The organism is Pseudarthrobacter ribosi (genome assembly GCF_055412865.1).
This window is the reverse complement of the sequence record NZ_JBVAYZ010000002.1, coordinates 13,056-25,238: the sequence shown is the minus strand read 5'-3', so window position 1 is coordinate 25,238 and position 12,183 is coordinate 13,056. Positions and strand designations below refer to the sequence as shown.

The 12,183-nt window shown below is 68.6% G+C and carries 9 protein-coding genes; 5 read left to right on the top strand and 4 right to left on the bottom strand.

Annotated elements, in window-relative coordinates; all coding sequences use genetic code 11:
- Entirely contained in the window at nt 1-969 is a 969-nt protein-coding gene (locus tag ACZYZ5_RS01905) for a DUF389 domain-containing protein (RefSeq protein ID WP_463898796.1), read from the bottom strand.
- 165 nt (nt 970-1,134) lie between these two features.
- On the opposite strand from ACZYZ5_RS01905, the gene ACZYZ5_RS01900 reads away from it, so the two are divergent.
- From ACZYZ5_RS01900 to ACZYZ5_RS01890, 3 genes are all read left to right on the top strand, one after another.
- Nucleotides 1,135-3,195: an acyltransferase family protein gene (locus ACZYZ5_RS01900; RefSeq protein WP_463899215.1), complete on the top strand. Its 2,061-nt coding sequence runs from the start codon at nt 1,135-1,137 to the stop codon at nt 3,193-3,195.
- Nucleotides 3,196-3,375: 180 nt separating this feature from the next.
- The gene (gene guaB, locus ACZYZ5_RS01895) at nt 3,376-4,887 is read left to right on the top strand and encodes an IMP dehydrogenase (protein WP_463898794.1); all 1,512 of its coding nucleotides are present in this window, start codon (nt 3,376-3,378) and stop codon (nt 4,885-4,887) included.
- A gap of 108 nt (nt 4,888-4,995) precedes the next feature.
- Nucleotides 4,996-6,837: an ABC transporter ATP-binding protein gene (locus ACZYZ5_RS01890; protein WP_463898793.1), complete on the top strand. Its 1,842-nt coding sequence runs from the start codon at nt 4,996-4,998 to the stop codon at nt 6,835-6,837.
- A gap of 17 nt (nt 6,838-6,854) precedes the next feature.
- Here the strand turns inward: ACZYZ5_RS01890 and ACZYZ5_RS01885 are convergent, their stop codons facing one another.
- The 3 genes from ACZYZ5_RS01885 to ACZYZ5_RS01875 are packed head-to-tail and all read right to left on the bottom strand — an operon-like array spanning nt 6,855 to nt 9,001.
- On the bottom strand, nt 6,855-7,367 hold the full coding sequence (locus ACZYZ5_RS01885) for a hypothetical protein (protein WP_463898791.1): 513 nt from the start codon (nt 7,365-7,367) through the stop codon (nt 6,855-6,857).
- Nucleotides 7,364-8,014 carry a hypothetical protein gene (locus tag ACZYZ5_RS01880; RefSeq protein ID WP_463898790.1) on the bottom strand — a complete coding sequence of 217 codons (651 nt, stop codon included), beginning with the start codon at nt 8,012-8,014 and terminating at the stop codon, nt 7,364-7,366. The genes ACZYZ5_RS01885 and ACZYZ5_RS01880 overlap by 4 nt, the downstream gene beginning before the upstream one ends.
- 60 nt (nt 8,015-8,074) lie before the next feature.
- Nucleotides 8,075-9,001: a WXG100 family type VII secretion target gene (locus ACZYZ5_RS01875; RefSeq protein ID WP_463898789.1), complete on the bottom strand. Its 927-nt coding sequence runs from the start codon at nt 8,999-9,001 to the stop codon at nt 8,075-8,077.
- 203 nt (nt 9,002-9,204) lie between these two features.
- On the opposite strand from ACZYZ5_RS01875, the gene ACZYZ5_RS01870 reads away from it, so the two are divergent.
- Both ACZYZ5_RS01870 and ACZYZ5_RS01865 read left to right on the top strand, forming a co-directional pair.
- Nucleotides 9,205-10,341, top strand: coding sequence for a GuaB3 family IMP dehydrogenase-related protein (locus ACZYZ5_RS01870; RefSeq protein WP_463898788.1), 1,137 nt, complete (start codon nt 9,205-9,207; stop codon nt 10,339-10,341).
- Nucleotides 10,342-10,415: 74 nt separating this feature from the next.
- Nucleotides 10,416-12,167: a glycerol-3-phosphate dehydrogenase/oxidase gene (locus tag ACZYZ5_RS01865; RefSeq protein WP_463898786.1), complete on the top strand. Its 1,752-nt coding sequence runs from the start codon at nt 10,416-10,418 to the stop codon at nt 12,165-12,167.
- Nucleotides 12,168-12,183 lie beyond the last annotated feature (16 nt).

The window sequence follows — 12,183 nt, the reverse complement described above, 5'->3', positions numbered from 1 at the left end:
TCAGCCGCGGCTCCGTCGCAGCTGCCGCCTGAGCCGAAGGGCAGTCTCTTCGGGCAACCGTTTGGTGATGACGCGGTAGAAGAGGAGGACCGCAACGGCCGCCGCTACGATTCCCACCAGGTTCACCGCCAGCTGCAGGGCGGAACCAGCCGCCTTCTCAAACTCGCCCAGCACCAGCGCGACGGCCACGAATCCGGCCGCAGGCACCGTGGTCACGGAGATGAAGACGCCGGTCAGCGCGGCCGAGCGCCCGCTGATCACGGACAGCATCCCGGCGATGCCGGCCAGCACGGCGACAATCAGCGAATACGGCCCCGGGTGGTAGATGAACTCGGCGGCGGAGCCGCGGTCCAGGACATCGGCGGGGAAGAGCCCCAGCGGCACCGAGAGCCACGCCGAGAGGGCCGCGGCCAGCATCGCGACGGGGAAACCGACGCCCAGGGCCAGCGCGGCACTCCGCCCCAGCTTCCACTGCCGCTGCACAATCGCCACGGCGAGGGCCGCCAGCGGGCCGAACTCGGGGCCGACCGCCATCGCGCCGACGATCAGGATGGTCGAGTCCGTGACGATGCCGATGCCCACGAGCTGGGTCGCCAGGATGAGGAAAGCCAGGAAGCTCCAGGTCAGCCGCGAGTCTTCGCCCGTCTGCCGGGACACCTCGTCCCAGATCACGGCGTCCGCGGCTTCGCCGGGCGCGTCCTGCGAGGCCCTGTCCGCCCGGTCCGAGAGCACCACCTCCGGCATGATGACCGAGATCGAGCCCTGTTCCTGGACCTTCAGGACATGGAGTTTCTCCACCAGCCGCTCCACGGACTCCCGCGCCAGCAGGACATGGATGACGTCCCCCGGCGGGAGGACGGACGCCCCCGGATGGCGGGAGACCTCGGCGACGCCGACCTCTCCGGTGGAGCAGTCCATGACGGCGTCGGACAACTGTTCCGGAACACAAATGCGCAGCTGTGCGATCACGATGCGGCCTCCTCTGGCTCGTTACAGGGTAGCCTCCGGGACGGTCCGGGGTCGGCGACCGGGCGGCTGCACGCGGCGCCGTGATTGGCCAGCAAAATTACGACTCGGTAGCATTGATGCTTTGGAAACCGGCCTGGAGGGTCCCGAGTGTCGATTCAGCGAACCATGGCCAGCCTGCCGGCAGCGGAGGCGGGTTCGCAGCCGCGCGCAAAATCGGCCTACCGCCCCGAAGTCCAGGGCCTCCGTGCCCTGGCGGTCCTCATGGTGGTCACATACCACGTGTGGCTCGGGCGGGTCTCCGGCGGGGTCGACATTTTCCTGCTGATTTCGGCGTTCCTGATGACGCTCAGCTTTGCCCGCAAGGTCGAGGCCGGCAAGCCGCTGCGGCTCCTGAGCCATTGGCTCCACCTGCTCAAACGGCTGCTGCCCGCCGTCGTGGTAGTCATCCTCGGGGTGCTGGCCGGCACCCGCGTGGTCCTGCCCCAGAGCCGCTGGCCGGACGTGCTCGACCAGGCCTGGGCCTCGCTGCTGTACCGGCAGAACTGGCTGCTCGCGGACACCGCCGTCGACTACTACGCGCAGGACCATGCCGGGGCCAGCCCGCTGCAGCACTTCTGGTCACTGTCCATCCAGGGCCAGGTGTTCCTGCTCTGGCCGCTCGTGTTCGCCGGAGCGGCCCTGCTGCTGCGGTTCCTGCACCGGACCCCGCTGGGGGCCCGGGTGAGCTATCCGGCGCTCCTGGCCGCGGCGTTCGGCGCGATCTTCGTGGTGTCGCTGGTGTATTCGATCGAGCAGACGGCCACCAACCAGTCCCACGCCTACTTCGACACCCGCACCCGGCTCTGGGAGTTCGCCCTCGGCTCGCTGCTGGCCCTCGCGCTGCCGCACCTCAAGCCCGGCAAGGCGCTGCGGCTTGTCCTCGGCTGGGCCGGTCTCGCCGCGATGCTCTCCTGCGGCCTGCTGCTCACCGTGGACCGCTCCTTCCCCGGCTTCATCGCGCTGTGGCCGACGCTGGCCGCCGCTGCCATCATCGTCGCCGGACAGAGCGGCAGCCGCTTCGGCGTGGACCGCTTCCTGGCCTGGAAGCCGCTGGTGGCCCTCGGGGACAACTCCTACGCCCTCTACCTCTGGCACTGGCCGCTGCTGGTGCTGGCCCTCGCCGCGACGGGCATCACCGCGCCGAACCTGGTCCAGGGCCTGGCGATTGTTGCCGCCTCGATCGTGCTGGCCGTGCTGACCACCCGGTTCGTGGAGAAGCCGCTGCGCGAGTGGCACTGGCCGCAGCGCCGGGCCTGGCGCACCGCCGTCGTGATTGCTGCGTGTGGTGCACTGCTGGCTGGCCCGGTGTCCGTATGGCAGAGCAAGCTCATGGCCGACGAGGCGGTGGCCGCGGCACAGCCGAGGGAACTGACCCCCGGCGCGGCGGCCCTTGCGCCCGAGAACGCGGGCAAACCGACGCCGGACGCGAAGATCATCCCCGCTCCGGTCGCCATGAAGAACGAGTGGGCGGACATCGACGGGCTGTGCACGGACGGGAACGTCCCGGGTGACCCGCTGCTCGCGGGATGCCTGCAGAACAGCCGCCCCGACACCGTCACGAAACGCCTCGTGGTGCTCGGGGACTCCCACGCCCAGCAGTACATGGCCGCACTCGGCCCGATTGCCCGCAGCCACGGCTGGGAAGTGGTGGCCCTCCTGAAGGGCAACTGCCGCTTCGGCGGCGAATCCCCGGAACGGGACGCCGGATGCAACGCCTTCAACAAGGCCAGCGCCCAGTACGTCCTGGACCACCGGCCCGACGCGGTCTTCACCGTCGCCTCGCTGACCCACAAGGACGCACCCTTCGAAACCGAGGTGCCGCAGTACCTCGAGGGCATCCAACCCCTCACCGCCGCCGGCATTGACGTGGTCGGCATCCGCGACAACCCGCGCTTCAGCATGAACATGCCCGAATGCGTCCAGAAGCACGGCCCCGAGGCACCGAAATGCCGGGTGCCGCTGCAGGAATCCCTGGCCGAGTCCTCCCCGCTGGACGCCTACCGGGGGCAGGTGCCGCGGCTGCACCTGATGGACCTCAGCGACTTCATCTGCGCCGGCGGGATCTGCCCGGCCGTCGTCGGGAATGTGTACGTCTACAAGGACGACAACCACCTGACCAAGACTTATGTCCAGAGCATGATCCCCATGTTCGAACGGCGGCTGCTCGCGGCCACCGGCTGGACCTGACCCGGCGGCGCCCGTCCGTGCGGTGCCGTTGCTCACATTACTGCCCCGGAATATGGGGATCGCCGCCAAGGTTCTAGTATTTAATCAACACTTCTGCACAGGCCATGCCCGTAATGACGGGCTGGTCATCTGTTGCAACCCCTACCCGTGAAACCCATACCCAAGGTAAGAGGCGCACTCATGACCCAGCCCGAACACGACCCCTTCGGCTTCATCGGACTGACGTACGACGACGTCCTGCTGCTGCCCGGCCACACAAACGTCATCCCCTCCGAGGCCGACACGTCCTCCCGGATCTCCAAGCGCATCACGGTCCAGACCCCGCTGCTGTCCGCGGCGATGGACACGGTCACCGAATCGCGGATGGCGATTGCCATGGCCCGCCAGGGCGGCCTCGGCGTCGTGCACCGCAACCTCTCCATCGCCGACCAGGCGGACCAGGTGGACCGGGTCAAGCGCAGCGAATCGGGCATGATCACCAACCCGCTGACCATCGGCCCGGAAGCGACGCTGGCCGAACTCGACGAAATCTGCTCGCACTACCGGGTCTCCGGCCTGCCCGTCGTGGACGAGGGCATGCGGCTGCTGGGTATCGTCACCAACCGTGACACCCGCTTCGTCCCGGAATCGGATTTCCCGCTCCGCCTGGTCAGCGACGTCATGACCAAGATGCCCCTCGTCACCGGACACGTCGGCATCAGCCGCGAGGAAGCCTCGCACAAGCTGGCGACCAACAAGATCGAAAAGCTCCCGCTCGTCGACGAGCAGGGCCGGCTCAAGGGCCTCATCACCACCAAGGACTTCACCAAGGCCGAGCAGTACCCGCTGGCCACCAAGGACGACGAAGGCCGGCTGCGCGTCGGCGCCGCCATCGGGTTCTTCGGCGACGGCTGGGAGCGGGCCATGGCGCTGATCGACGCCGGCGTGGACGCCCTCTTCGTCGACACCGCCAACGGCCACTCCCAGGGTGTCCTGGACATGATCCGCCGGCTCAAGTCCGATCCGGCGGCCGCGCACGTGGACATCATCGGCGGCCAGGCCGCCACCCGCGAAGGCGCCCAGGCGCTGATCGACGCCGGTGCCGACGGCATCAAGGTCGGCGTGGGTCCCGGCTCCATCTGCACCACCCGCGTCGTCGCCGGCGTCGGCGTCCCGCAGATCACCGCCATCTACGAGTCCGCCAAGGCCGCCATCCCCGCCGGCGTGCCGCTGATCGCCGACGGCGGCCTGCAGTACTCGGGCGACATCGGCAAGGCCCTGGTGGCCGGCGCCGACACCGTTATGCTCGGCTCCCTGCTCGCCGGCTGCGACGAGTCCCCGGGTGACCTGATCTTCGTCAACGGCAAGCAGTTCAAGCTCTACCGCGGCATGGGTTCCCTCGGGGCCATGCAGACCCGCGGGAAGAACACCTCCTACTCCAAGGACCGCTACTTCCAGGCCGACGTCTCCGGCGATGACAAGCTCATCCCGGAAGGCATCGAGGGCCGGGTGGCCTACCGCGGCCCGCTCGCCTCGGTCGCGTACCAGCTGGTCGGCGGCCTCCGCCAGACCATGTTCTACACCGGCGCCCCGACCGTGCCGGAACTGAAGGCCCGCGGGAAGTTCGTCCGGATCACGCCGGCCGGGCTCAAGGAGTCCCACCCGCATGACATCCAGATGACCGTGGAGGCGCCGAACTACGGTTCGCGCTAACCCGCACAGCTCCAGCAGCACGCAGGCCACGGGGAACGCCCCCCGTGGCCTGCGTGCGTCCGCGGCCGCCGTGCCGGCGCGCGGAAATTCGGCAACTAGGCTGGAGGCATGTCCGAACTCAGGCCCGCCCGCGAGTCGAAGCGCAAACTGGCGCTGCGGCCCTACGCCCGCGCGGTGGCGCAGGTGCTGCGCGTCAGCTTCCGGGCCTCGCCCGCCGCCGTCGTGATGAAAGTGGTGGGGTCGCTGATTTCGGCGCTGCTGCCGCTCGTCACCACCTACTTCGCCGCCCTGACCACCACGGCCCTCGCGGCCGCCTACGCCGGCGATGCCGCCGCGGGTCAGCAGGCGATTGTCTACGTCATCATCACCGCCGCGCTGGGCCTGTTCTGGGGCGCCTTCAGCAGCGTGGACCGGTACATCCAGCAGCTCATGAGCTTCAAGGTCGGCGCGATCGTAGGCGACCTCATGTACGAGCGGTTCCTAGCGCTGGAATTCTGGCGCTACGACGACAAGGAAACGGTGGACCTGTACGACCGGGCCAAGCGCTTTTCCGATTCCTACGCCCGGGTGCTGGACCGGATCGCGGCCATCTTCACCCAGCTGGTCTCGGTGATCCTGGCGATCGGCGCGCTGTTGCTGGTCAGCTGGTGGATTGCGGTGATCGTGCTCGTGGCGATCGTGCCCAGCGTCTACCTGCAGTTCAAGCTCTCCCGTGAGCAGATCGCGCACTGGAACACCCAGATCGACTCGCGCCGGCAGCGGCGGATGATCGAGACCAACCTCCTGCGCCCGCAGCACATCGCCGAGATGCGGCTTTACGGGATCGTCGGGTACCTGATGGGGCTGCGGTCACGGCTGCGGGACGCGGACGAACGGAGGCGGCTGGATTTCCAGAAGCGCTACATTCCCAAACAGCTCGCCGCGGACGCCCTGCAGTACGGGGCGGAGGTCGTGTCCCTGATCTGGGTGGTCGGGCAGATCATCGCCCGGGCGCAGCCGGTGGGCCAGTTCCTCTACGTGCAGCAGATCGTCAGCCGGGCCCTGTCGACCGCCAACAGCCTCGTCTCCTCGCTCAGCTCCATCGACGAGGACCTGGCGAACCTCAAGGACTACGAGCTTTTCATGGCGCTGCCGGTGCCCTCCGACCATGCCCCGCCGCTGCTGCAGGCGCCCGGGACCGTGGAGCTGCGGGATATCCGCTTCACGTACACGGGCAGCGAGCTGGAGGTCATCAAAGGCATTTCGCTGACCATCCGCGAAGGCCAGCACATCGCCATCGTGGGGGAGAACGGCGCCGGCAAGTCCACCCTGATCCGCATCCTCGCCGGGCTCTACCGCCCGGACACCGGGCAGGTGCTGCTCGACGGCGTCGACCTCGCCGCCGTCGACGTCAAGTCCTGGCACCGCCACCTGGCGGTGCTCAGCCAGGAGTTCCTGAAGTACGAGTTCGCGACCGCGGCGGAGAACATCTTCTTCGGCGACGTCGATTCACCGCGCGACGACGGGCGGATCCGCCGCGCCGCGGCCGACGCCGAGGCCCTCGAGTTCATCAACAGGCTGCCCAACGGCCTGGACAACCACGTCAGCAACTGGATGGAGGATCCGCGCGGGCGGAAGGGCAGCGGGCTGTCCGGCGGGCAGTGGCAGCGGCTCGCGATGGCCCGGAACTTCTACCGGGGTGCCCCGTTTATGGTCATGGACGAGCCGACCTCGGCCATCGATGCGCTCGCGGAGCACCGGATCTTCACGCGGCTCTTCGCCGACCGCAGCAGCACGATGATCGCCATCAGCCACCGGCTCGCCACGATCGAGAAGGCGGACATCGTCTACATGCTGGAGGACGGCAGGATCGTGGAGCAGGGCACCCACAAGGAGCTGGTGGCCCTGCGCGGCCGTTACTTCCGGATGTTCGAGTCCCAGCTCACCGTGGACGAGGCCGAAGGGATCTGAGGGGCCAGCCTGACGCTCTAGCGGCGTTCCAGCCACTGCGCGTAGAGCCCGGCGCTGTTCATCATCAGCCGGCGGGTATAGGCCAGGCCCGCGGCCAGGCCCAGCGGCCAGATCACCAGCGTGCCCAGCAGCGGCAGGGATTCCGGCGACCCGCCCGACGGCGTGAACAACACCAGGGCGCCAACACCCAGCGCGCTGGCGATCAGGATGGTCCGGATCATGCCGGGAGTGATCCGGATGCCCTGTTCCACCCGCGGGACATCCGACGCGGGCCTGGGTGGTTTGCGGGTGAACCGCGGCCACGCCGTGAACGCCCAGCCCAGGGCTGAGCCGACCACTCCCAGGATTGCCATCACAACTCCCGTTTCCGCGCTCTGCCCCAGGGCCAGGGCCAGGGCGAGTCCGGCATGGACGGCCCCGGAGACGGCCAGCACCGCGGGGTACCACCAGGCAGAGAACACCAAGGACCGGCGCTGGGCGAAGCCGAACGCCTCTTCGCGGGGAACCACTCCGGCGGCCGGGCCCGTCACGCCGGCACCGAGAGCACGGCGCGGACCGCGGAACCGGGCAGTTCCGCCTCCTTCAGGTCCCTGACCGTCAGCTGGCCCGTCGCGTCGAGCGGGGCCGCCGCCAGCTGGATCGAGCCGTCGTCGAGGACCTTGATGTTCGCCACTGACGGCTCAGCCACGCCGTCGTAGCGCCGGGAGGTGACGATGCCGCCGCCGGGCTGCCGCACCGCGGCCACGGCGTCATTGACGGTCGCTTCGACCATGTCCAAGGTGGCGGCGTCCTCATTCAGAGGCAGGCACACATACTCGCTCAGGGGCCGCAGGAACATCGCCACCCGGCCGGCCGGTGATTCGACGATGTAGGCCGGCGCGACTGCTTCCGGGCCGACCCTGGTGATGTCGAACCACAGGGTCGAGGTGCTGAAGACCTCAGCAAGGTAACCGGCCGGCCCCCTCAGGCCCACCTGCTCGCCCTCAATCGAGACCGTGTCCCGGACGTTCAACGTGCCGACGCCGGCCCGGACCAGGTCGTGGTCATCCGGGAGGTCCGCGAGTGCCAGCACCCGGCGGGTCAGCGCCGTCCCCGGCCCCGGCGCGAAGGCGAGGAGGGCGAGGATCTCGTGGCTGGTGACCCGGTAGGCCGTGTCGGGCAATATCTGTTCAGTCATGTGGTCCTCATGTCGTCCGCTGGTGCTGTCCATGGCGTCGGCCGGGGCCGCCGCTGTCGTTTAGCCGAATCCGAGCCTACCGCCGACCCATCCGACGGCGTCCTTGACGCCGCCGGCCAGATCCTTGACGCCGCCGGCCACTCCCGTGGCCAGGTCTTTGACGCCGCCGACGACGCCCGCACCGAAGTCCCAGATTCTCTTGGTGACCGGGACGTCCCCGGACACCATGGAGGCCAGGCCCCACAGCAGGCCGGCGCCGCCGATGGCGGCCGCAACGGGCAGGCCCACGCCCGTCGCCGCGGCAACGGCGGCGGCAACGGCAAGGCCTCCGCCCACCGCGCCGTCCGCCACCCGGAACGGATCACGGTTTTGGATGCCGGATGCGATATCGAGCCCGCCGAGGACGATCCCCAGCCCCACAAGGCCTTTGCCGGCGCCCTTCATGGCATCGAAGAACTTGCTGGTGCCCGCCTCGACCTTCGCCAGATCGAGGTTCCAGCTGAACTTGTCCGCGACGAGCTGCAGGGCGCTGGCGATCGCCGCCGGACCGTTGCCGTCGTCGGCCCCGAGCTTCTCCAGCAGCCACTCCAGACCGGAGGGCGCATGTTCGTAGTTCGGGTCGGTGAAGGCGTCTCCCCAGCTCCGTTCGGGGGCATCCGGGCCGGGGGAGGCCGGGGTCTGTCCGGGTGTCTGCCCGGGCGCCCCGGACGGTCCCGCGGGCAGGCTGGCCTGTTCCTGTTCGTTGACCTGGGTCAGCAGAACCTGAGATTGGTTCTGCAGGGTGGCGGCGGCGCGGTTGAGCATGGGCCGGAGTGAGGAGCCCCATTCGCTGCGGAACCTGTCGCCGTCTGATCCCTTCCACGCGGCTGACTGCACGAGGGAATTGACAGTGGATTCGACCGAGGTGAGCCGGTTCCCGGATTGTCCCAGCGAATTCGACAGGGTGCGGAGCTGCGTGATGTCCGCTCCAAAAAAGCCCGGCGCCATTGATTCCCCCAATGTTGTTCCGGCGCAGGAAACGGCCGGACTCTGACCCCAAACTAGTTCATCCCCGTCATCGCAGCGATGGGACCTCTTCCCATGGGCGGCCGATTGCAGCACGGTGGTGCGGCCCCGGGCCAGGCCGGGCTCCGGGCCGCCGCGGCGCGGGGCATCGGCTCCGGACGCGTTCACTGGGATAACCTAGAGCAGTGACTTACGAGATTGAGATTGGCCGTGGCAAGCGTGGGCGTCGTGCCTACTCCCTGGATGACATTGCGATCGTCCCCAACCGACGTACCCGTGACCCCAAGGATGTGTCCGTCGCCTGGCAGATCGACGCCTACAAGTTCGACATGCCGGTCATTGCCGCTCCCATGGATTCGGCCATGTCCCCGGAAACCGCCATCGCGCTGGGCCGGCTCGGCGGGCTCGGCGTCCTCGACCTCGAGGGCCTCTGGACCCGGTATGAGGACCCGCAGGCCGTGCTGGACCAGATCGGCGCGCTCGAGGACGAGACCAACAGCCCCGCCGTCACCCGGCGCATGCAGGACCTCTACCAGGCCCCGATCCAGCCGGAGCTGATCACCACCCGGCTCGCGGAGATCCGCGCCGCGGGCGTTACCGTCGCCGGCTCCCTCACCCCGCAGCGGACCCAGGAACACTACAAGACCGTCGTGGCCGCCGGCGTCGACATCTTCGTGATCCGCGGCACCACCGTCTCGGCCGAGCATGTTTCGAAAGCCGACGAACCGCTGAACCTGAAGCAGTTCATCTACGAACTCGACGTCCCGGTCATCGTCGGCGGGGCCGCGGGATACACCCCGGCCCTGCACCTCATGCGCACCGGAGCCGCCGGCGTGCTGGTCGGCTTCGGCGGCGGCGCCACGAGCACGACCCGCCGCGCCCTCGGCATCCACTCGCCCATGGCCTCCGCCATCTCCGACGTTGCCGCTGCCCGCCGCGACTACATGGATGAGTCCGGCGGCCGTTACGTCCACGTGATTGCCGACGGCGGCATGGGATCCTCCGGCGATATCGTCAAGGCGATCGCCATGGGCGCCGACGCCGTGATGCTTGGCAGTGCCCTGGCCCGCGCCGAGGAAGCCCCGGGCAAGGGCTGGCACTGGGGCCAGGAAGCGCACCACCTCGAACTTCCCCGCGGCGACAGGGTCAACGTCGGCACCGTCGGGCCGCTCGAGGAGGTCCTCTTCGGTCCGGGCCACCACACGTCCGGAACGTCCAACCTGATCGGTGCGCTGCGCCGTTCGATGGCAACCACCGGCTATTCGGACCTGAAGGAATTCCAGCGCGTCGACGTCGTGGTCTCGCCCTACGCCGGCAACTGACAGCCCCTGCCCATCCGGGGAAGTTGGAAGTAGTGTGGGTGCACTACGAGCGTTGAGACGGATGGAGGCGTGACATGAACAGTTTTCCCGGCGGTTCTCCCAAGGCCGGCGGTGCCCTTGGGCCTGCGGAACGCGAAGCGTCACTCGCGGTACTCAGGGGCACCACCGAACCGGGGAAGGAACTCGACATCCTGATCGTCGGCGGCGGCATCGTCGGCACCGGCGCGGCCCTGGACGCAGTGACCCGCGGCCTGAGCGTCGGCATCGTCGAGGCCAATGACTGGGCCGCGGGGACGTCGTCCCGTTCATCAAAGCTGATCCACGGCGGCCTGCGCTATCTGGAGATGCTCGACTTCGGCCTGGTCAAAGAAGCGCTGCGCGAGCGCGGCCTCATTCTGACCGCGCTGGCACCGCACCTCGCCCGCCCGGTCCCGTTCCTGTACCCGTTGACCAAGCCGTTCCTGGAACGGCCCTACATTGGCGCCGGCATCGCCCTGTACGACGCGATGTCCATCACCGGCGGGCACAGCCGCGGCGTGCCGTTCCACAAGCACCTGAGCCGCCGGGGCACGCTGCGCGCAGCGCCGAGCCTCAAGGACGATGCATTCGTCGGGTCCATCAGGTACTACGACGGCCAGGTCGACGACGCCAAGTATTGCGCCAACCTGGTCCGCACCGCGGCCCACTATGGTGCCCACGCGGTGAACCAGATGTCCGTGGTGTCCTTTCTCCGCGAAGGCGAACGCGTGGTCGGCGCGAAGGTGGTCAACCACGAGGACGGGTCCTCGTTCAACATCAAGGCCAAGCAGGTCATCAATGCCACGGGCGTCTGGACTGACGAGACCCAGGCCATGGTGACCGACCGCGGCCAGCTGAAGGTCCGCGCCTCCAAGGGCATCCACCTGGTGGTGCCGCGGGACCGCTTCCAATCGACGGTGGGGCTGATCCTGCGGACCGAGAAATCCGTCCTGTTCGTCATCCCCTGGGGCCGGCACTGGATCATCGGCACCACCGACACCGACTGGCACCTCGACAAAGCCCACCCGGCCGCGTCCAGCAAGGACATCGACTACATCCTCGAACATGTGAACCGGGTCCTGAAACGCCCGCTCACCCGCGAGGACGTCGAAGGGGTGTACGCGGGGCTCCGCCCGCTGCTGGCCGGCGAAAACGACTCCACCGCCAAACTGTCCCGCGAACACGTCGTGGCCCACCCGGTGCCCGGGCTCGTTGTTGTCGCCGGCGGTAAATGGACCACCTACCGGATCATGGCCAAGGACGCCGTCGACGAGGCGACCCGCAGCATGGACGAACGTGTCCCGCCCAGCTGCACGGAGTCCATCCCGCTGCTGGGCGCCAGCGGATTCAAGGCCGCGTGGAACAAACGGAACCGGATGGCGGAGGAAACCGGTGTGCACGTGGCGCGGATCGAGCACCTGCTCAACCGCTACGGCTCGATGGCCCCGGAGGTGCTGGCGCTCATCACCGAGAACCCGGAACTGGGCGAACCGCTGCCCGGCGCGGACGATTACCTCGCCGCCGAGGCCGTGTACGCCGCCACGCATGAGGGTGCCCGGCATGTGCAGGACGTGCTGACCCGCCGGACCCGGATTTCCATCGAGGCCTGGGACCGCGGTGTGTCCGCCGCGCCGGTAGTCGCTAAACTGATCGGAGATGTCCTCGGCTGGAGCGATGCGCAGCGCGAGGGCGAGATCAAGCACTACCTGGCCAGGGTCGACGCCGAACGGCTCAGCCAGGAGCAGCCGGACGACGAATCCGCTGACGCAGCACGCCTGGGCGTCGAGGACATCGTTCCGCTGCGCTGACCGGCAGCGTCCGCCG